Origin of the sequence: Flavobacterium adhaerens (genome assembly GCF_040045115.1) — a bacterium.
In the GTDB taxonomy this organism is placed as follows: Bacteria; Bacteroidota; Bacteroidia; order Flavobacteriales; family Flavobacteriaceae; genus Flavobacterium; species Flavobacterium adhaerens.
The window spans coordinates 154,825-177,998 of sequence record NZ_JBDLZX010000003.1; the positions used below are offsets into that span (position 1 = coordinate 154,825).

The following is a 23,174-nucleotide window of genomic DNA, read 5'->3' on the forward strand; positions in this document are numbered from 1 at the left end:
TAAAAAAGGGAAGCTTCTGTTGTAGAAACTTCCCTTTTTTTATGGTTTAACATTCGCTTTTTTAAAAATTCAAAGCAAAGTCTTGCAAAGCTCTGGCATCATATTTTTCTTTATCAAAGGTATAGAGGTAAGATCCTTTTCGAGAAGAAGTCATGTCTTTTTCATCTAATTTTATCAAAATATCCAACGAATTTATCTTACTGATAAAATTTCTTTTATCGATTTCTTTATCCAAAATAGACTCGTATAATTTCAGTAATTGACTCATTTTGAATTTTTCTGGCAAAAGTTCAAATCCAACTGGTCGTCTCGAAGTACGATAACGCAACCTTCTCATGGCATGCGACAACATTTTGTCGTGGTCAAAAATCAATTTCGGCACTTCGGAAACACTAAACCATTTAGCATGATAATTTTGAATAAGTTCGGCATTGTGGTTTTCAATATTAATCAGAGCATAATAGGCAACCGAAATGGTTCGTTCTACTGGATCACGGTCAATCTCACTAAAAGCATAAAGTTGCTCCATATAAATATCTTGAAGTCCAGTATAAGTATTCAAAATTCGCATTGCTGCTGTATCCAATACTTCTTCTTTTTTAAGAAATCCTCCCATCAAAGACCATTTTCCTCTTTCAGGCTCAAAATCCCTTTTAATTAAAAGAATTTTCAATTCGCCCTCATCAAATCCAAAAATTATACAATCTACCGCCAGTAAAACTTTATCTGCTGAACTATAACTATTTAACATATTACCATATTATTTTGTTGTAAATATAAGAACTTCCTTAAAACTGCCAAATTCATTGAGTGTAGATATTACACTATTGAAAAGAAAATGTTAAAATTCAAAATTAAATCATTGATTTTAATGATTTTAATACCAAACTCTTTTAATACATGGTTTTAACTTAACGTTAATTCATTATTAATTCGACTCAAAAACAGGCCTAAAAAAATATAATTTAAGAACATTTTTAGAAAAAAAAGGCTTATTTAAGTGTTAAAATAACATTTAATAACGATATTTCATTCATTTTGGATAGAAAAAAACAAGAATAAATTATATTTTATAAAGAAAAAAACTACTTGTTTAAGAAAATTTTAAGAAAAAACAAAAAAAATTAAATAATTTCACAAAAAGGATACCGTAAAACTTAATTTATTGATTTACAATGATATACAATTAGCGAAAACGTTTTTTTGCAACAAAAAATACAGATATTCCTGCATTTATAACCATTTTTTATAGTATCTGTTTTTTTTCAAGTCTTTTTTTATCATATTAATTTGTTTTTGTACTTTTTTTTTAATTACATTTACAAATGTAAAAACTACACTTATAATTAATCAAAATGCAATCAGTATGACAACAAACCACAGATTATTTTTTTATTGCAATTTGGCATTGCCTAAAAAAGGATGGTTACTAGCATTAGTACTAATGCTGTTTAGTGCCATTAATGTTTCGGCTCAACAAGCCGATGTCGTTACCGGGAAAATTACTTCCGACAGCGACGGCCTTCCTCTACCAGGAGTAAACATTTTAGTAAAAGGAAGCAAAACCACAGCTTCAACAGGTTTTGATGGAGAATATTCTATCAATGCAAAACCAACAGATGTATTGGTTTTTTCGTATATAGGATATGAAACCAAGGAAATTACAATAGCAAACCGTAAAGAAATCAACTATGCATTGAAAGACAACAACACCAAACTGAATGAAGTTGTTGTAATTGGATACGGAACTCAAAAGAAAGCCGATTTAACAGGATCAGTAAGTATTGTAAATGTAGCTGATGCAAAAAAAACAATTACTTATGATGTAGCAAAAATGTTGCAAGGACAAGCTGCAGGTGTAACAGTACAATCTTCTGGAGAGCCAGGAGGATTTGTAAATATCAAAATTAGAGGTATCTCTTCATTTAACAACACTAATCCTTTGTTTGTTGTTGACGGTATGATGGTGGACAGTCCTTATGATTTTTCTACAGGAGAAGTCGAGTCTATGCAAGTACTAAAAGATGCATCTTCTGCTGCAATTTATGGAGTACGCGGTGCTAATGGTGTGATCATCATAACGACTAAGAAAGGAAAGGCCGGTCAAGTAGGTATTAGCTATAAGAACTTATTTGGAGTACAAAATGTAGCAAGAAAATGGGATGTAACAAATAGAGAACAATATCAAAAAGTTGTTACAGCAGCCGAACAAAATTATATGGATACTACTGGTATTATAATTGGAATTGCACCTGCAAATGATCCAACAAATCCAGCCTACATTAATGATGTAGATACAGACTGGCAGGATGCTGCATTTAAAACAGGTACTATTCAAAACCACTCCTTGACAATAAATGGTGGTGCAGAAGCCCTTTCTTACAATGTAAATTTAGATTATTTTAAAAACACGGGTTATGTAGAATCTCCACAAGATTATGAGAGATATACAACTACTTTGAACTTTAATGGAAAAAAAGGGAAATTCAAATATGGCGGAAAATTAGCTTATACTAAATCTGACAAAGAAAACTTTACTGAATATCTAAATTCAGTTGTGGGCTCATTAGCTACTGCAATTCCTACTATGCCTGTATATGACAGCAATAGATTAGGAGGATACGGTGGAACTGTAAACTCGACACAAAGAGCAATCTCTTTAAATGTTATTGGTTACAACAATGTAATGGATAATACTACAGAAAGAAATCGTTTTATTGGTGATATTTGGGGAGAATATGAAATTATTACTGGTTTAAAATTTAAAACAGATGTCAGTTTTGACAGAACAGATTGGCATAATCATCTTTACAATCCGCCAAGTGACTTAGGATGGTATTATATCGTAGCTCCTGAGAAAGCACAATTGGATGTAGAATTAGGAAATACTACTAGAACATTTTTCAACAATTTCCTTACATACGAAAAAACAATTAACAAACATAAGTTTGATGCCTTAGTTGGATGGATACAAGAAGAAAACAATTTCTATAAAAATTGGTCAAGAGGGATAGGATATGAAACAGGTGAAATAAGCCAAATTCAAAATGCCACTTCAATAGTTGGTGGAGAATGGGAAAGTAAAGTTACTAACATTTCTTATTTAAGCAGATTCAACTATAATTTTGACGACAAATATTTAGTTCAGGCTAATTTCAGACAAGATAAATCTTCATTATTTGCTCCTGAAAACAATACAGGAAATTTCTATTCATTCTCTGGAGCCTGGAAATTAAGTAATGAAAAATTTATTGCAGATATTTTACCTTCATGGATAAATACGATTAAACTTAGAGGTGGTTATGGTGAATTAGGTAATAACGCAGTTGCTGCTTATGCTTATTCTCCTACGGTTAATGCATTTGTTCCTTACACTTGGGGAGGGGCAAGCACAGGAACATCAGCTTCAGGAACGATAGTAACAGATATCAAAGACATTAACATTCATTGGGAAACAACAGCTTCAACCAATATCGCTGCAGAATTAGGTTTATTAGATAATAAACTACAATTTTCAGGAGAATATTTTGTTAGAAAATCAACAGATTTACTTTTTAGTGTACCTCTTCCAGCAACATCAGGATCGACTGGGTCTATTATGACAAATGCGGGAGATGTTGAAAATAAAGGTTTTGAGTTTACTTTAGGCTACACAAACAATGATCATGCCTTTAAATACGGTATATCTGCCAATTTTGGAACTTTGGAAAACAAGGTAACTAAAATAGGAAATGATAATTCTCCTATAACATTAGGGCCTTCAAGAACTGAAATTGGTCGCTCAATAGGTGAATTATATGCTTGGGAAACTGAAGGTATTTTTCAAACTCAGGCAGAGATTGATGCTGCACCAACTCAATCAATTTCTACCAGACCAGGAGATATAAAATTTAAAGATGTAAATGATGATGGTGTTATAGACGACAAAGACAGGACTTTTCAAGGAGTATCAATTCCTAAATATTCATATGGTATTAATCTAAATTTCGAATACAAAAGCTTTGAATTATCCATGCTTTGGCAAGGTGCAGGAGGCAATAAAGTATTCAATGCAGTTTATCGTGATTTAATGGCAGGACAATATGGGAATAGTAGCACAGACATATTAAATTATTGGACACCAACGAATACTAATACCGATATTCCAAGACCAGTAATTAATGATCCAAATGCCAATACAAGAGATTCTAACCGTTTTATAGAAGATGGTGATTATATTAAATTACAAAATTTTCAAATTGGGTATAACATCCCTTTAGGAAATAAAGCAATTTTTCAAAAAGCTAAAATATTTGCTAATGGACAAAATATTTGGACAATTACCAACTATAAAGGCTACGATCCTGATTTTATAAATGATGGATTACTTACTCGTGGATATGATAGAGGTTCATTCCCTAATCCTAGAACTTTTTCTATGGGAGTACAAGTTGATTTTTAAAATTAAACGGTTTAATAAAATTAAAAGCTAATAAAATGAAATATAAAGCAATAAAATATATAGCGATGATCACATTAGCCATAACTGCTACTAGTTGTGTGAATGATGAAGATCTTGTGCAAGCTGACCCAAATGTTATTACTGCCGATAGTTTTTGGAAAACGGATGAAGATGCTATAAAAGGACTTAATGCTGCTTATGTACCATTATCATGGTATGGTATGTATGCAAGAAACACAAATATAATGCTCGATGGACGTGGTGATGATATTAGAACAGTGAGTCGTTGGGATCTAATTGGTAACGTTGGAATCTTCAATGTATCACCATCAGCAGGAGATATTACCAATTGGGCTTTCATTGATTGTTACAAAGGAGTGTCTTTTACAAATCAGGTATTAAAAAATGTACCTGGTATTGAAATGAAAGATCCAGCTCTTAAAAACAGAATTTTGGGTCAGGCCTATTTTTTGAGAGGTTTATACTTATTTCATGCAGTAAATATGTGGAAGAATGTGCCGATCCCTACAAATGTTGAACCATTTCATGAACAAAAACCACAAGCTGAAGGCTGGGCACAAGTAATTGCTGACTTTGCAGCAGCTGTAGATTTGTTACCGCTAGATTATAACACATCTAATGTCTTAGATGCAGGTCAATTAGGCCGAGCGACTAAAGGTGCGGCATTGGCTTATCTTGGAAAAGCCTACTTATTTAACAAGGAATTTGAAAAAGCTAGAGATGCATTCAAATTAGTGATTGATTCACGTAAATATTCATTGATGTCAAATTATGCGGATAATTTTTCAATAGCTGGAGAAAACAATGCTGAATCTATTTTTGAAGTTCAGTTTAATGTTGCTGCTCAATTTGCATCAGGTATCAGAATGACGTCAGGTAGAGCGGTTACTTTTGCAGCACCAGATTTTGGATGGACCGATATCCAACCAACTTTTACTTTACTAAATGAATTTAGAGAAGAAAAAACAATTTCAGGTCAGGACGATCCACGTTTAGATGCTACAATAATCTACAATCGTCCAGGAATGCAATTATACGGTCAGGATTTTGCTACTCACTATGCAAATACTCCTTTTTTAAACGATATCTATTGTAGAAAATATGAAAATACTGATACTAAGTTTGGTAATGGTGCTGAAACAGATTGGCTAAGCGAAATCAATGAACGCTTAATGCGTTATTCAGATGTATTACTTATGTATGCAGAATGTTTGAATGAAACGGGTGATACAGCTGGAGCTTATACTTATATTCAAATGGTTAGAACACGTGTTGGTTTACCAAATTTAGCTACTGTAAAACCTAACATGAGTAAGGAGCAGATGAGAGAGCAAATTGGTCACGAACGTTTCTTAGAATTTGCTCTTGAAGGTCACCGTTTTGATGACATTCGTCGTTGGGGATGGCTTGAGAATGAAACCAAATTAACCTGGTTAAAATCAAGAGATACAGAATTCAACGGCTATAGACCAGGTAGAGAATATTTCCCAATTCCTCAATCCGAAATGGATACCAATAAGTTTCCAATTACACAAAATCCAAGCTATTAATAATGCATTTTAAATAGTTGAATTAGTTTAGTTTTTTAAAATCATATGGTATTCCCACCAAGGCTACCATATGATTTTGTATCATAAAAAAAGATTAATTCGATACTATTCATTATAGTAAATCCCCAAATTAAATTTCGTAGATTCCCATTATAATCCAATCATTTTATAAACAAAAAAAAAAATGAAAAAGACATTCCTATTATTGTTTGCGCTCACAATTTGCAGCCAAAACAGTTTTGCACAAAAAGAAGCAACAGTTATCACAATCAAGAATACTGCAAATGCTCCAACAATCGACAAAAATATCTATGGCCATTTTGCTGAACATTTAGGAAGGTGTATCTATGGCGGTTTTTTTGTAGGTGATACTTCTAAAATACCCAATACAGCGGGTGTTCGTAACGACATTATCGATGCGTTGAAAAAATTAAAAATTCCAAATCTTCGTTGGCCAGGTGGCTGTTTTGCCGATACCTACCACTGGAAAGATGGTATTGGACCAAAAGAACAAAGACCAACCATTGTAAACAAATGGTGGGGAGGTGTTACCGAGGATAATAGTTTTGGAACACACGATTTCTTGAATCTTTGCGAAGTTCTGGGTACCGAGCCTTACCTAGCAGGAAATGTGGGTAGCGGAACCGTACAAGAATTGGCAGACTGGGTACAATACACCAACTTTAGTGGCAAAAGCCCTATGAGTGATTTACGTCAAAAAAATGGACGAAAAGAACCATGGAAAGTAAAATTCTGGGGGGTTGGTAACGAAGCTTGGGGATGTGGCGGAAATATGACTGCCGAATATTATGCAGGAGAATATAGAAAATATGCCACTTTCATGTCCGATTGGGAAAACACTGGAGGCATCACCCGTATTGCTTCTGGATCTAATAGTGCCGATTATAACTGGACCGAAGTTTTGATGAAAAACATTCCGCTAAACATGTTAGGTGGAATTGGAGTACACCATTACGCAGTTATCGATTGGAACAAAAAAGGATCTGGGGTAGATTATACGGAAGAGCAATATTTCAAAACAATGCAATCTGCATTGAAAATGGAGGAATTAGTAACCAAACATTCTGCCATAATGGACAAATACGATCCTGAGAAAAAAGTAGCGATGGTAGTTGACGAATGGGGAGGTTGGTATGAAGTAGAAAAAGGAACAAATCCAGGTTTCTTGTACCAACAAAACACTATGAGAGATGCTGTTTTGGCGGGTGCAACTCTAAACATATTTAACAACCATGCCGATAGAGTTCGTATGGCAAACTTGGCGCAAGCGGTTAACGTTTTGCAAGCCGTTATCCTTACCGATAATGCCAAAATGATTTTGACACCAACCTATCATGTAATGCAATTGTATGCCGTACATCAGGATGCAAAATTATTACCTATCGATATAAAATCGCCACTTTATACCTTAAATGGAGAATCACTTCCTGCCCTATCTGTTTCAGCTTCAAAAGACAAAAATGGACTAGTGCATATTTCATTGACCAATGTTGATTCTAAAAAAGAAAACACCGTAGAAATTGATCTTAACGATCTTGGTGTAAAATCTATTTCAGGACAAATCATTACATCTTCAAAATTACAGGATTACAATTCATTTGATAATCCAAATAAAATCAAACCTATTGTTTTCAAAGGATATGAGCTAAAGAAAGGAAAACTTACGGTTAAAGTGCCTCCTTTTTCAGTGATTGTATTAGAAGGAAAATAAATTGATTCGTTATGAAAAAATTAAATTCAATTATAAGAATAACCACTTTATTGACACTGCTATTATGTATGGCGGTGTCAACTAGTTGTTCTAAAGATGATGGGACTACTACGGAATCTACTCCTAAGCCAACTCCGACACCTACTCCTGATCCAGAACCTACTTTTGATGGGCCAACTTATGCCGATAATTACACTTCTATTTCTTCATGGAGTAATAGATCAAAATGGAATTTAGCTAATGTGCATGATCCATCAGTAACAAAATGTGGAGAATATTATTATATGTACCAAACGGATGCCTCCTATGGTAATGCACATGACGGTCACGGACATTATCCGTACAGACGTTCAAAAGACCTTGTAAATTGGGAATATATGGGATCGGCTATGGCTACTGTACCAGCATGGGTAAAAGATTCCTTGAATAATAAAAGAGGAAGAATGTCTCCTGCTTTACCAGCAATCGAAAATCCTAATTATGGTTTTTGGGCACCTTATATTACTAAAGTTGGCAATAAATACCGTATGTACTACAGTATAGTTGTTGATAATCCTATTGTAGGTACATTCGATAACGCTTGGGCTGAAAGAGCTTTTATTGGTTTAGCAGAATCGGATGATTTGGCAACCAATGTATGGGTTGACAAAGGTATGGTCGTTTGTTCTGAACCCGATGGCGTAAAACCATATTCGTTTACAGGTACTAGAAATTGGGAAGATGCTTATTTCAAGTTCAATGCTATTGATCCAACAATGGTCGTTACTCCAGAAGGAGAACACTATTTAATTTATGGTTCTTGGCATTCGGGTTTAGCTGCTTTAAAATTAAATCCAGAAACAGGGAAACCAGACCAATTAAAAACACTTAGTGATTACGGAACTAGAATAGCATCAAGACATCCATCTAGTCGTTGGCAAGCATCTGAAGGACCAGAGATTATTTATAATCCAGATACGCAATACTACTATCTTTTCTTGGCCTATGATGGTCTAGATGTTCCATACAACACTAGAGTTTGTCGTTCTAAAAGCATTACAGGACCTTTCGTAGGAATCAACGGAGCTAATGTATCTGCTGGTGCCGATTGTTGGCCAATGTTGACGCATCCATATGGTTTTAATGGTCATACAGGATGGGTTGGATTCTCACATTGTAGCGTTTTTCAAAATCCAGATACCAAACAATGGTTTTATGCTTCACAAGCGCGTTTGCCAAAAGATGTTCCTGGAATCAATGTATCCAATGCTATTATGATGGGACACGTTCGTGAAATTCAGTGGACTGAGGACGGATGGCCAGTAGTTGCCCCTGAACGTTATGCAGGAGTCCCTGTAACAACCATCAACGAAGCTTCTTTCATTGGAACTTGGGAACAAATTACGATGAATTACCAATATGCTACGATTCAAAAATCAACCACTATCTACTTAACTGCCGATAAAAAAGTAAGCGGTGGTGTAACAGGCACTTGGTCTTATGACAGTTCTAAAAAAACTTTAACTGTAAATGGTGTTCCATGCAAAGTAAGCGATGCATGGGATTGGGAAAGCGCAACTCGCAAAGTAACCCTAACCTACTCAGGACTTACAACAGCCGGCGTTCCTATTTGGGGTAAAAAAATAAATTAATTCAGTTTTCACAAAGCCCTTTTTTAAAAAATAAAAAAGGGCTTTGTTTTTCAACAGCATACCTATCACGTTAAAAAATAAATCAAAATGAAAAGAATATACCTTCCATTACTATCAATTCTTTTATTAACTGCTACCCAAACAATAGCACAAGATACTAATGGTAAATCCTCCAAAGAATCCAAAAAAACCATCAACAATCCTATAATTACCGATAAATACACGGCAGATCCAGCAGCCTTGGTTTACAAAGACAAAGTCTATCTGTATGCCGGACAGGATGAAGCGCCAAACGATTTTAATTTTTACAAAATGAATCAATGGCTAGTATATTCTAGTTCAGATATGATTCATTGGGAAGAGCATCCAGTTCCTTTAAAAGCTTCCGATTTTGCTTGGGCTAAAGGAGATGCTTGGGCAGCACAAGTAATTGAGCGTAACGGCAAATTTTACTGGTATGTAACCGTTGAACACGGAACAATTCCAGGAAAAGCCATTGGTATTGCTGTTTCCGACAGTCCAACGGGGCCTTTTAAAGATGCGTTGGGAAAAGCGTTAATTACCAATGATATGACTACAAAAACCAGTATCACTTGGGATGACATTGATCCGTCTGTTATTATTGATGATGATGGTCAAGCCTATCTTTTTTGGGGAAATACCGTTTGCAATTATGTTAAATTAAAAGAAAACATGATCGAGATGGATGGACCAATACAAACCATCGATTTACCTAATTTCACCGAAGCACCTTGGATTCATAAAAGAAAAGACTGGTATTATTTATCCTATGCGTATCAGTTTCCAGAAAAAATTGCTTATGCAATGAGCAAATCGATAAATGGTCCTTGGGAATACAAAGGAATTTTGAATGAGGTAGCTGGAAATAGTAATACCAATCATCAAGCTATAATCGATTTCAAAGGCAAATCGTATTTCATTTATCACAACGGATCAATTCCTACAGCAGGTGGAAGTTTTAGAAGATCAGTTTGTATCGATCGTTTGTACTATAACAAAGACGGTTCTATGAAAAGAGTCATTATGACTACGGAGGGGATAACTGAGTAAATTTCGGAGAGCAGAAAACGGAAACCGAATACAACTATATTAAAAAAAAGACACTAAGACTTATATTTCCTTATATGACTTATATGGTTTAATAAAAATAAACATGAAACTATATTCAAAAATATCCGCACTAATCTTTTTTACATCGATTTTTATTGATTCATCATCATTTGCCCAAGACATCACCGTTCACGATCCAGTGATGATTAAGCAAAAAGACACTTATTATTTATACTGCACAGGAAACGGCATTAGCGTTTTCAGTTCCAAAGATTTAAAAAACTGGAATAAAGAGCCTCAGGTTTTTGCCGAAAAACCTGTTTGGGCTGATGGTGTAGCTGCCGATTTCAAAAATCACATTTGGGCACCGGATATTACATTGCACAACGGAACTTATTATTTATATTATTCGGTTTCGGCTTTCGCCAAAAATACTTCAGCTATTGGTGTAACGACCAATACTACTTTAGACCCAAAAGATCCAGCTTACAAATGGATCGATCAGGGAATCGTAATCCAATCTATTCCCAATCGTGACCTTTGGAATGCCATTGATCCCAATTTAACTTTTGACGAAAACAATACGCCTTGGTTGGCATTTGGTTCGTTTTGGGAAGGACTCAAAATGGTCAAACTCAATCCCGATTTAAAATCAATCGCACAACCTCAAGAATGGCATACGATTGCTAAACGCAAACGAACTTTTGAACTAGCCGATTCTGATCCTGGTGATGGTGCACTCGAAGCGCCATTTATCTTCAAAAAAAATGGGTATTACTACCAATTTCTTTCTTGGGATTTGTGTTGCCGAGGAAATGAAAGTACATATAAAGTAGTAGTTGGTCGTTCAAAAAATATTACTGGACCGTATGTTGACAAAGACGGAAAACCATTAAACGAAGGTGGCGGAAGTTTATTAATTCAAGGAGACGAAAATTGGTTTGGAGCTGGACATAATAGTACTTACACTTTTGACGGTAAAGATTATATCATTTATCACGCTTATAGTGCCAAACAAAACGGAAGACCTGTACTGCAAATTAAACAGCTACAATGGGATAAAGATTTATGGCCAACTTTTTAAAAAATAGAAATATTTTTAAAAATGTATTTTTTACACTTGTTTTTTTCTATCTTGCACCTTACTAAAAAAATTCTTTTTTAGTATAACTAAAATCACACTAACAAAAGACGATATAAACCAGAATTATGAATCTTTTTAATTTAAAAAAATACGCTTTATATTTCGGTGTTGCATTTTGCATAGTAAATTCGATACAAGCGCAAAAAAGTGTAAACAAAAACTTAGGATACGACATCTCCCCTGTCAATATTCAAGATGTAAAAATCACGGATGCTTTTTGGTTACCCATCATCAAAAGAGTCCAGGAAAAAACAATTGAATATGCCATTCATAAATGTGAAGAAGAAGGACGATTGGATAATTTTCTAATTGCTGGTGGCAAGATGAAAGGGGAAGTAAAAGGGCAAATGCCTTTTGACGATACTGATGTTTACAAAATAATCGAAGGGGCTTCAAATACTTTAATTAGTGAACCCAACCCAAAATTAGAGAAACAACTGGATTCTTTGATCGCCATTATCAAAATAGGTCAAGAAAAAGACGGCTATTTAACTACTTGGAGAACCATCAACCCTGTAAAACCTCCTTGTACTTGGGTTCCTGTCATAGAAGGAAAACGTTGGGAGTCATTGCAAATCAGTCACGAATTGTACAATGCTGGACATTTGTTTGAAGCTGCTGTAGTACATTATCAAGCAACGGGTAAGAAAAACTTTTTGGACATTGCCATCAAAAATGCTAATTTATTGGTCTTAACTTTTGGTGATAAATCCAACCAAGTTCATGGTGTTCCAGGGCATCAAATCGTAGAAACTGGATTGGTCAAACTCTATCAAATTACTGGTGATAAAGAGTATTTGAAACTAGCCAAATACTTCCTAGATAACCGCGGAAATGCCAAAGATTACAAATTATACGGAGAATACGCTCAAGATCATCTTCCTGTTATAGAACAAAAAGAAGCTGTTGGGCATGCGGTAAGAGCCGTATATATGTATGCTGGAATGACCGATATTGCTGCTATTTACAAAGACAAAGACTATCTGAATGCTGTAAATACTTTATGGGAGAATATGGTCAACAAGAAAATGTACATCACAGGTGGTATTGGTGCGAAACACGATGGAGAAGCTTTTGGCGCCAACTATGAATTGCCAAATCTAACTGCTTATAACGAAACTTGTGCTGCTATTGGCGATGTGTATTGGAATCACCGCTTGTTTAATCTATCGGGAGACGTAAAATATTTTGACGTGATTGAACGCAGTATGTACAACGGGCTAATTTCAGGGATTTCACTTGCGGGTACCGAATTTTTCTACCCAAACGCATTAGAGTCTGATGGAGTTCACAAAAACAACAGAGGATCTTGTACACGTCAGGCTTGGTTTGATTGTTCTTGTTGTCCGACTAACCTGATTCGTTTTATCCCATCCATTCCAGGATTAATTTATTCGACAAGCAAAGACATCCTTTACATAAATCTATATGCTTCGAATACCGCCAAAGTAACGTTGAATAAAACCGAACTAGAGATTAAACAACAAACAAATTACCCTTGGGACGGAAAAGTTACGGTAACTGTTAATCCAAAAAAGGAAAGCGATTATACTATCAAATTAAGAATTCCAGGCTGGGCACGAAATGAAGTTTTGCCTGGCGATTTGTACAGTTATAAAACAGCTTCAACTGCTAAAGTAAACGTAACAATCAACGGTAAATCTTTTGAAGGAAATACAAATGATGGCTACATTTCCATCACTAGAAAATGGAAAAAAGGCGATACCGTTTCTCTTGATTTCCCAATGGAAGTAAAAGAAGTAGTAACCAATTCTAAAGTTGAAGGAAATAATGGTAAAGTAGCTTTGGAATACGGACCTATTGTTTATGCTATTGAAGAAATGGACAATCCAAGTCTTGATTTTGGTAAAGTTTCGATTACGACCAATGACACATTCAAAATTACCAAAGAAACAAATCTTTTGGAAGGTGTAAACACCATTCAAACCAGCCAATTCAAAGCCATTCCGTATTATTCTTGGTCAAACAGAGGGATCGGAAAAATGAAAGTTTGGATTGATTATAAAAATTAAAACATTAAACTATAAATTATCGCATGGAGAATCAACACCAAACTGCTTGATCTGCATGCAAAAAATTTAGACAAAAAATCATATAAACGAAATATAAAATTCATAACATGTATAATATGCAAACAAACCTTTTAAAAAGTCTAGCACTTTCTGCCGTTGTTTTGGCAAGTGTTGTTTCTTGTACCGATAAAAAAGCACAAAAAGAAGATTCTAAAGAAACGATAACTACTAACTCAAAATCTACTTTATCAAACAAACCTATTGTATTACAAAGAGCAGATCCGTTTATCTACAAACATACAGATGGATATTACTATTTTACAGGATCGGTACCCACTTATGATGCGATTGAAATAAGACGTGCAAAAACTATAGAAGAACTGCAAAATTCCGAAGCTTTCAGGGTATGGGAAAAACACGCAAGCGGTCTAATGAGTCGTCACGTATGGGCTCCCGAAATTCACTATTTAGATGGAAAATGGTATGTATATTTTGCAGCAAGTAAAGAAGATGATATTTGGAGATTAAGACCTTATGTTTTGGAGTGTACTGGCCAAAATCCTTTGCATGACAAATGGGTTGAACTTGGACAAATGCAAGCTGCCGATAACGATCCAAAAAGTTTTACCGATTTTTCGCTAGACGGAACTGTATTTGAGCATAACGGAAAACGATACTTCTGTTGGGCAGAAAAAACAGGTGGACAATTTGCAGCTTCTAATTTGTATTTAGCCGAAATGGAATCGCCAATCAAACTAAAAACCGTACAGTTCATGCTAACTACCCCAGATTATGATTGGGAAAGAGTAGGTTTTTGGGTAAATGAAGGACCAGCTTTTATCAAAAATAAAGGGAAAGTTTACATTACATTTTCGGCTAGTGCTACAGGTTCTTGCTATGCTATGGGTATGATGGAAGCCGATGAAAATGCCGATTTACTGGATAGAAATTCTTGGAAAAAATCAAGACAGCCAGTATTAAAAACCAATGAAGCTAAGAAAATTTTTGGCCCAGGTCATAACTCATTTACTGTAGATGAAAACGGAGAACCGTTGTTGATCTACCATGCAAGAGATTACGAAAAAGCGGTTGGTGATCCAAAAGTAGTACCTGCAACAGATAAAAGACCATTAAAAGATATTATAGCTGATCCACTTTACGATCCAAATCGTCATGCACGAATGATGAAAGTGAAGTTTGACGAAAACGGCACTCCAATATTCGAATACAATTAGACACGCATTACACACTCGAATGAAGTGAATTGACGAAGTAAACTAGCACAAATTTCTCTTTCAGATTATGAAAAAAACTGCAAAATCTGCGTGAAAAAAATAACCTGAACTCCAATACAGAATTTGAGTTAAAAAAATCTCGATATCAGATTTAAAAATTAGCAATCTGCTTTTAGAGAGATTGGTTCGACACAAAGAATAAACGAAGTAGTCAACTGGAAATCAGTTGGCTACTTCAATTTTTGATCAAAGAATAAAAAGAAATACAATATGAAATCAAATTTAATTACCAAAATTACCCTTTGTGGTCTTTTGTTAAACGGCTTATCTGGTTTGGCACAAACCAAACTTGATGTAAATACAACCAAAACCATTGCCAAAATTCAACCTACTATGTACGGTGTATTTTTTGAAGACATCAACTTTGCTGCCGATGGTGGTTTGTATGCCGAAATGGTAAAAAACCGTTCTTTCGAATTTGATTCACCTCTTATGGGATGGTCGCAACCTAACAGTAACACCCATTCTTTGAACGAAACATCGGGAATTGCGATACCGATGCAAACAAAAGAAACTCCAACTAATCCTGACTTTTGTAGAATTACCATCAACAATGACAAAGGATACCAAATTATCAATGAAGGGTTTAGAGGAATGGGGATTAAAAAAGAGGCAAAGTATAATCTTTCCTTAAAAGCCGCCAACCTAAATAATTCAATTAAAAAAATCATCATCCAATTCATTGATAAAGACAAAAAGGTTCTAGGAGAAACCTCCATTGTACCAACATCAACGACTTGGAAAGACTATTCGACACAACTTGTTGCAACTGCTACCGAAGCAAAAGCACAATTAAAAATTAGTTTTGAAGGTACAGGAACTATCGATTTAGACATGATTTCACTCTTTCCAGAAGAAACATGGATGAACCGAAAAAATGGTTTACGCAAAGACATTGTACAATTATTGTATGATTTAAAACCTGGATTCATTAGATTCCCTGGAGGATGTATCGTTGAAGGAAGAACCTTAGAAAACAGATACCAATGGAAAAAAACCGTAGGACCAGTTGAAAACAGAGAAACTATGATTAACCGTTGGAATGTGGAGTTCAAACACAAACCAGCTCCCGATTATTTCCAATCTTTTGGTTTAGGATTCTACGAATATTTTCAATTATCAGAGGATTTAGGAGCTGAACCACTTCCTATTTTGAGTTGCGGAATCGCTTGCCAGTACAATACTGGCGAATTGGTTCCAATGGAAGAATTAGACCCTTATGTTCAAGACGCTTTAGATTTGATCGAGTTTGCCAATGGCGCAGTAACTACAAAATGGGGAAAGTTACGTGCCGATATGGGACACCCAAAACCTTTCAATCTAAAATATATTGGAGTTGGAAATGAACAATGGGGACCTCAATACATTGAAAGATATAAGGTTTTTGCCGAAGCCATAAAAGCTAAATATCCAAATATGATCATTGTGTCTGGATCTGGACCATCTCCAGATGGTGCTTTTTTCGACTACGGAATGCAAGAACTTAAAAAATTAAATGCAGAAATTATTGATGAGCATTATTATAAAAACCCAGAATGGTTTAAAGAAAATGCCACAAGATATGATAACTATGACAGAAAAGGACCAAAGATTTTTGCTGGCGAATATGCTGCACATCCAAAAGATGTAGAAGATGGTCTTAAAGAAAACAATTGGTTATCTGCCCTATCTGAATCTGCGTTTATGACTGGTTTAGAGCGTAATGCCGATGTGGTTCATTTGACTTCTTATGCCCCTTTGATGGCACATGTAGATGCTTTTCAATGGGCTCCAGATATGATTTGGTTTGATAATTTAAACTCTTTTGGAACTGCCAATTATTACGTGCAAAAATTGTATTCAAACAACAAAGGAACTGATGTTTTGTCTATAACCAAAGACGGAAAGCCCCTAACAGGGCAAGAGGAATTGTATGCAACAGCTGCTAAAGATATCAATACAAAAGAATTGATTTTAAAACTTTCCAATACCTCTGGAAAAGCAAAAGACCTCTCTATTAACCTTTCAGGAATTAATTTGAATTCTAAAGGAAAACTAATCCTTATGACTTCCAAAAATTTAGAAGACTACAACACCATTGCAGAACCTACCAAAATAATTCCTACCGAAAATGAATTCTATTTGAAAGGGAAAAAAGCAGATCTGAGTATTCCTCCTTATTCTTTTGTTGTACTAAAATTAAAAATGAAATAATCCAAAAAATCATGCTTCAATTTTATTATTTCAATATTTTTTATTCAAAATACTGTAATTTAAGTATTTGCGACATAAAAATAAATTAAGTGTTTTATATACACTTATTAAATAATAATACTATATTTGTACCTATATAAAAAAAATTGCGATGAAAAATTATGTAATAGGATTAGATTATGGATCAGATTCAGTTCGTGCTGTACTTATTGATACTGAAAATGGACAGGAATTATCTTCAAGCGTTTGCAATTACAAGCGTTGGGCAAATAAAGAATATTGTAATGCTGCTATCAATCAGTTTCGTCAGCATCCATTAGATCATATCGAAGGATTAGAAACTACTATAAAATATGTCGTTGAAAACAGTAAAGTAGATCCTTCACTTATTAGAAGTATCTGTATAGACACAACTGGTTCATCACCTATTCCTGTTACCGAAGATGGAACTCCATTGGCATTGGTAAAAGGTTTTGAACACAACCCAAATGCCATGATGGTTTTATGGAAAGACCATACTGCTATCAACGAAGCTAACGAAATCAACGAATTGGCCGCTACTTGGGGTGGTGAAGATTTCACTAAATACGAAGGTGGAATTTATTCCTCTGAATGGTTTTGGGCAAAAATTTTACACGTTGCCAGAGAAGATAAAGCAGTAAAAGAAGCTGCACATACTTGGATGGAACACTGCGACTTAATGACGTATTTATTGATTGACAATAAAGATTTAAAGTCTTTCAAAAGAAGCCGTTGTGCAGCAGGACACAAAGCGATGTGGCATGAAGACTGGAACGGATTACCACCAGTTGAGTTTTTAGAAAAATTAGATCCGTATTTGGCTCAATTAAGAGGAAATCTATACGATGAAACTTATACTTCAGATTTAGTTGCTGGTAACTTGAACCAAGAATGGGCAACTCGTTTAGGACTTTCTACAGACACTGTTATTGCTGTTGGAACTTTTGATGCTCACTCTGGAGCTGTTGGAGCAAAAATCGACGAGCATACTTTGGTTCGTGTAATGGGAACTTCAACTTGTGATATCATTGTTGACACTAAAGAATCTATTGGAAGCAAAACCGTTAAAGGAATTTGCGGACAAGTTGATGGATCTGTAATCCCAGGTTATATTGGTTTAGAAGCAGGACAATCTGCTTTTGGAGATCTTTTGGCTTGGTACAAAGAATTATTGATGTGGCCAACTGAAAATTTACTAACTGCTTCTGCCCTTTTAAACGAAGAACAAAAAGCACAATTGAGAGCAGAAATTAGCGATAATCTTATCAAAGAATTAACTGCTGAAGCTGAGAAAATTCCTTTGAGCGAAAGCATTCCTGTTGCCTTAGACTGGATTAATGGAAGAAGAACTCCAGATGCAAATCAAGAATTGAAAAGCGCTATCTCTAATTTATCATTAGGAACAAAAGCGCCTCACGTATTCAAATCATTGGTAAACGCTATCTGTTTTGGTTCTAAAAAAATCGTTGATCGTTTTGAAGAAGAAGGAGTACGTATCGATACCGTTATCGGAATTGGTGGTGTTGCTCGTAAATCACCATTCATTATGCAAACTTTGGCAAACGTATTGAATAAACCAATCAAAGTGGCTTTATCAGACCAAGCACCAGCTTTGGGAGCTGCCATTTATGCTGCTGTAGCTGCTGGAATTTACCCAAATGTTATCGAGGCGAGCCAAAAAATGGGAAGTCCTTTTGAAAGCGAATATATGCCACAATTGGATAAAGTAGCAGCATACAACAAATTACTTTTAGCATACGACCGATTGAGTGCTTATGCTGATCCATCCATAAAACAACAACAACATGTCGCAATATAAAGATTTAAAACAAGAATGCTACGAGGCAAACATGCAGTTGAACGCATTGAACTTAGTAGTATATACTTTTGGAAATGTAAGTGCCGTTGACCGTGAAAGAGGTGTTTTTGCCATCAAACCAAGCGGTGTTCCTTACGAAGATTTAAAACCTGAAGATATCGTAATTGTAGATTTTGACAACAATGTTGTCGAAGGAAACTTACGTCCATCTTCGGATACCAAAACTCATGCGTATTTATACAAACACTGGCCAAACATTGGTGGTGTAGCCCATACACACGCCACTTATTCAGTAGCATGGGCTCAATCGCAAAGAGATATTCCTATTTTTGGAACCACTCATGCAGATCATTTAACAACAGACATTCCTTGTGCTCCACCAATGGCAGACCACTTGATCGAAGGGAATTACGAGCACAATACTGGAATTCAGATTTTAGATTGTTTCAAAGAAAAAAATCTGAATTACGAAGAAACAGAAATGGTTTTAATTGGAAACCACGGACCATTTGCTTGGGGAAAAAATGCTGCTAAAGCTGTTTACAATTCAAAAGTATTGGAAGTAGTGGCTGAAATGGCGTATTTGACTTTGCAAATAAATCCAAATGCACCGAGATTGAAAGATTCTTTAATCAAAAAGCATTACAATCGTAAACACGGAAAAGATTCGTATTACGGGCAATAAAATTTTGTTAAAGGTTTAAAGTTTCATGTTATCGGAACGTGAAACTTTAAACCTTAAACTTTTAACAAATAAACGATTAAACATATATAAAAAATGATAGATATATCTCAAAAAGAAGTTTGGTTTGTAGTAGGAAGCCAAGAATTATACGGACCAGAAACATTAAAAAAAGTTGCTGAACATGCAGCTATTATGGGAAAAGCTTTTGACGAAGCTTCTCAAATACCCGTAAAAGTAGTTACTAAAGACACTTTGAAATCGCCTAAACAAGTATTGGATTTATGCTTGGAAGCGAATTCAAATAAAAACTGTATTGGTATCATCACTTGGATGCACACTTTTTCGCCAGCAAAAATGTGGATTGGTGGTTTGACTATTTTAAACAAACCATTGTGCCACTTGCATACACAATACAATGCTGAAATTCCATGGGCTTCGATCGATATGGATTTCATGAACTTGAACCAATCCGCTCACGGAGATCGAGAATTTGGATTTATGGTATCTAGATTACGTAAAAAACGTAAAGTAATCGTTGGGCACTGGCAAGAAGAAAGAGTGCTTACAAAATTGGGTAACTGGACAAGAGTTGCTCTTGGATGGAATGAATTGCAAAACTTAAAAGTAGCTCGTATTGGTGACAATATGCGTGAAGTTGCCGTTACTGAAGGTGATAAAGTTGAAGCACAAGTACGTTTCGGAATGTCTGTAAACGGATACGATTCATCCGATGTAACTAAACATATCGAAAAAGTTACTGATAAACAATTGGCTGATTTATTAGCGGTTTATGAGTCTTCTTATAATTTAACTGCTGATTTAAAAGAAGGTGGAGCACAAAGAGATTCTTTAGTTGAAGCGGCAAAAATTGAATTAGGATTAAGAGCTTTCTTAGAAGAAGGAGGTTTTGGAGCATTTACAGATACCTTTGAAAATCTTGGAGCTTGGAAACAACTTCCAGGAATCGCAACACAGCGTTTGATGGCAGACGGTTACGGATTTGGAGGAGAAGGTGACTGGAAAACAGCTGCTATGGTTCGTGCTTTGAAAGTAATGAACATCGGATTGGAAGGTGGAACTTCATTCATGGAAGATTACACTTACCACTTTACTCCTCAAAAATCATACGTATTAGGATCTCATATGTTGGAAATTTGTCCTTCTATTGCTGACGGAAAACCAAATTGCGAAGTACACCCATTAGGAATTGGCGGTAAAGAAGATCCAGCTCGTTTGGTATTCAACTCTCCAGCTGGTGATGCTATCAACGTATCTTTGGTAGATATGGGAACTCGTTTCCGTTTAATCGTTAACGAAGTGACTGCAGTAAAACCAATGGCAGATTTACCAAAATTACCTGTGGCTCGTGTACTTTGGGATTGCAAACCAAACTTAGATATTGCAGCAACAGCATGGATTTTGGCCGGTGGAGCACATCATACTGTTTACAGCCAAGCGGTAACTACCGAATTCATGGAAGATTTCGCAGACATCGCTGGTATCGAATTATTGGTAATTGACCAAAATACAACTATCCGTAATTTCAAAGATACCATCAACGCAAATGAAGCTTATTTTCATTTGTTTCAAACAAGATTGTAATTAAATAATTCATACAACGAGGCTCTCCGAAAAGTCATGTTTTGTCATTCCGAATTTATTTCGGAATCTAAAAAAAACAAATGATAGTCAGACGTCTAAAGAAACTGAACCAAGTTCAGCTTGACAAGATTATGCCTTTTTGAACAGTCCCGTTTTAAGTTTATATTTCCTGCAAGGTCTTTTTTGACCTTGTAGGTTTTGTTTTAAAGGCAGATTATAAAAACGACATAACATTTTTATAAACATAAGTCCTCAAATTAAAGTGCTATCAATTAAAATTAACCCAAAAAATAAATAAATATGAACATAGTAAAACGTTGTATTTTTGGAATTTCCATTTTGAGTTTAGCAAGTATTACAGTCCAGTGTAAAGGAGAAAAAAAAGATAATGCATCCCAAACCACACAAGAGACCACAGTAAATGAACCTGTATCGATTTCAAAATCTGAATATGGTAAAACCGAAAAAGGGATTCAAATTGACCAATATACTTTGAAAAACCAAAATGGTATGGAAGTAAGCATCATTAATTATGGTGGAATTATCACTTCTTTAAAAGTACCTAACAAAGATGGTAAATCTGAGGATGTTGTTATCGGTTTTAACTCATTAGCACAATATGAAAAACCAAATCCATTTTTTGGTGCCTTAATTGGAAGATACGGAAATCGTATTGCAAAAGGGAAATTTACTTTGGATGGAAAAGAATACAAATTAGCCATCAACAACGAACCAAATGCATTACACGGGGGCCCAGAAGGTTTTCACAGAGTAGTTTGGACAACTGAGGAAGCAAAAGGCGGTGATGTAGCTACCCTAAAATTGAAATATGTAGCCAAAGATATGGAAGAAGGTTATCCTGGAAACTTAACAGTTTTTGTAACCTATACTCTAAACAAAGACAATGCATTAGACGTTTCCTATGAAGCTACTACTGATAAGAAAACTGTGGTTAACTTAACACAACATACTTATTTTAACTTATCTGGTGATTTTAGCAAAACCATTTTGGATGACGAAATCACTATCGATGCTGATAAATTAGTTCCTGTAGATGCTACATTAATCCCAACAGGAGAATTAACAGACGTTACCAATACCCCATTCGATTTTAGAAAACCAAAAGTTATCGGAAAAGAAATCAATGCTAGCAATGATCAATTAAAGAAAGGCTTAGGCTACGATCACTGCTGGGCTCTGAACAATCAAAACAAAGGAATGCGTTTTGCAGCTTCAGCCTATAACCCAACAAGCGGAAGATTATTAGAAGTTTATACTGACCAACCTGGAATTCAATTTTACTCTGGAAACTTCTTAGACGGTACATTACCAATGAGAAATGGTGGTACTTATGCACACAGAACAGGACTTTGTCTAGAAACACAACATTATCCTGATTCACCAAATCAAAAGAATTTTCCATCTACAGTTTTAGATAGAAATCAAAAATACTTAACCAAAACTACTTTTAAGTTCTCTGTTAAGTAATAAAAAAACACTAGTTATATATAAAATTTGGTTATTAGTTAGATATCTAGTTTAAAAATCGACCTTGGTTGGTTTTGAATTCCTCGGGAGTACTTCTTCCGAGGTTTTTTTTATCCAAATGACTCATTCGGCAATTTGATACATCTTCTCAAAAAGTTGAGCACAAAAAAAACCTCTTCTTTTCAGAAGAGGTTTGTACCCGGAGCCGGAGTCGAACCGGCACGGTTTCCCACAGGTGTTTGAGACCAGCGCGTCTACCAATTCCGCCATCCGGGCTTAGCAGACATAAAATGACAACAGCCATTTAAACGCAATAAAGAGACAATTTTTATTAACAATTATCTTTTCCTTTAACACGGTGCAAATGTATAAAAAAATTTTAAACATTCTAATAAAAATACTTTATTTTTTTCTTTCAGACTGGAATTTATTTTATAAATTTGCACCT

The 23,174-nt window shown here is 35.2% G+C and carries 14 protein-coding genes and 1 tRNA gene; 13 read left to right on the forward strand and 2 right to left on the reverse strand.

What is annotated here, in order from left to right:
* Positions 1-61: 61 nt before the first annotated feature.
* Positions 62-751: an NUDIX hydrolase gene (locus tag ABEB18_RS05300; protein WP_348798098.1), complete on the reverse strand. Its 690-nt coding sequence runs from the start codon at positions 749-751 to the stop codon at positions 62-64.
* A 615-nt stretch (positions 752-1,366) separates the two neighbouring features.
* Between ABEB18_RS05300 and ABEB18_RS05305 the strand changes: the two genes are divergently transcribed.
* The 13 genes from ABEB18_RS05305 (at position 1,367) to ABEB18_RS05365 (ending at position 22,726) form a co-directional block, all read left to right on the forward strand.
* Positions 1,367-4,441: a SusC/RagA family TonB-linked outer membrane protein gene (locus ABEB18_RS05305; RefSeq protein ID WP_348798099.1), complete on the forward strand. Its 3,075-nt coding sequence runs from the start codon at positions 1,367-1,369 to the stop codon at positions 4,439-4,441.
* 35 nt (positions 4,442-4,476) lie between these two features.
* Complete coding sequence (locus tag ABEB18_RS05310) at positions 4,477-6,012, forward strand: RagB/SusD family nutrient uptake outer membrane protein (RefSeq protein WP_348798100.1); 1,536 nt, start codon at positions 4,477-4,479, stop codon at positions 6,010-6,012.
* Between the two features lie 184 nt (positions 6,013-6,196).
* Positions 6,197-7,744 carry an alpha-N-arabinofuranosidase gene (locus ABEB18_RS05315; protein ID WP_348798101.1) on the forward strand — a complete coding sequence of 516 codons (1,548 nt, stop codon included), beginning with the start codon at positions 6,197-6,199 and terminating at the stop codon, positions 7,742-7,744.
* A gap of 11 nt (positions 7,745-7,755) precedes the next feature.
* Complete coding sequence (locus ABEB18_RS05320; protein ID WP_348798103.1) at positions 7,756-9,375, forward strand: arabinan endo-1,5-alpha-L-arabinosidase; 1,620 nt, start codon at positions 7,756-7,758, stop codon at positions 9,373-9,375.
* A gap of 87 nt (positions 9,376-9,462) precedes the next feature.
* Positions 9,463-10,446 carry a glycoside hydrolase family 43 protein gene (locus ABEB18_RS05325; protein WP_348798105.1) on the forward strand — a complete coding sequence of 328 codons (984 nt, stop codon included), beginning with the start codon at positions 9,463-9,465 and terminating at the stop codon, positions 10,444-10,446.
* Positions 10,447-10,549: 103 nt separating this feature from the next.
* Positions 10,550-11,530 carry an arabinan endo-1,5-alpha-L-arabinosidase gene (locus tag ABEB18_RS05330; RefSeq protein WP_348798106.1) on the forward strand — a complete coding sequence of 327 codons (981 nt, stop codon included), beginning with the start codon at positions 10,550-10,552 and terminating at the stop codon, positions 11,528-11,530.
* Positions 11,531-11,655: 125 nt separating this feature from the next.
* Positions 11,656-13,623, forward strand: coding sequence for a glycoside hydrolase family 127 protein (locus ABEB18_RS05335; protein WP_348798107.1), 1,968 nt, complete (start codon positions 11,656-11,658; stop codon positions 13,621-13,623).
* Positions 13,624-13,739: 116 nt separating this feature from the next.
* The gene (locus ABEB18_RS05340) at positions 13,740-14,858 is read left to right on the forward strand and encodes a glycoside hydrolase family 43 protein (RefSeq protein ID WP_348798108.1); all 1,119 of its coding nucleotides are present in this window, start codon (positions 13,740-13,742) and stop codon (positions 14,856-14,858) included.
* 270 nt (positions 14,859-15,128) lie between these two features.
* Positions 15,129-17,111: an alpha-L-arabinofuranosidase family protein gene (locus ABEB18_RS05345; protein ID WP_348798109.1), complete on the forward strand. Its 1,983-nt coding sequence runs from the start codon at positions 15,129-15,131 to the stop codon at positions 17,109-17,111.
* A 151-nt stretch (positions 17,112-17,262) separates the two neighbouring features.
* Positions 17,263-18,951 carry a ribulokinase gene (locus tag ABEB18_RS05350; RefSeq protein WP_348798110.1) on the forward strand — a complete coding sequence of 563 codons (1,689 nt, stop codon included), beginning with the start codon at positions 17,263-17,265 and terminating at the stop codon, positions 18,949-18,951.
* Entirely contained in the window at positions 18,938-19,636 is a 699-nt protein-coding gene (locus tag ABEB18_RS05355; protein ID WP_348798111.1) for an L-ribulose-5-phosphate 4-epimerase, read from the forward strand. Before ABEB18_RS05350 ends, ABEB18_RS05355 begins: the two co-directional genes overlap by 14 nt.
* 93 nt (positions 19,637-19,729) lie before the next feature.
* The gene (gene araA / locus ABEB18_RS05360; protein WP_348798112.1) at positions 19,730-21,238 is read left to right on the forward strand and encodes an L-arabinose isomerase; all 1,509 of its coding nucleotides are present in this window, start codon (positions 19,730-19,732) and stop codon (positions 21,236-21,238) included.
* Between the two features lie 300 nt (positions 21,239-21,538).
* Positions 21,539-22,726, forward strand: a complete 1,188-nt coding sequence (locus tag ABEB18_RS05365; protein WP_348798113.1) for an aldose epimerase family protein — start codon at positions 21,539-21,541, stop codon at positions 22,724-22,726.
* A 196-nt stretch (positions 22,727-22,922) separates the two neighbouring features.
* Here ABEB18_RS05365 and ABEB18_RS05370 read toward each other — a convergent pair.
* Positions 22,923-23,002: transfer RNA gene (locus ABEB18_RS05370), tRNA-Leu, on the reverse strand.
* Positions 23,003-23,174 lie beyond the last annotated feature (172 nt).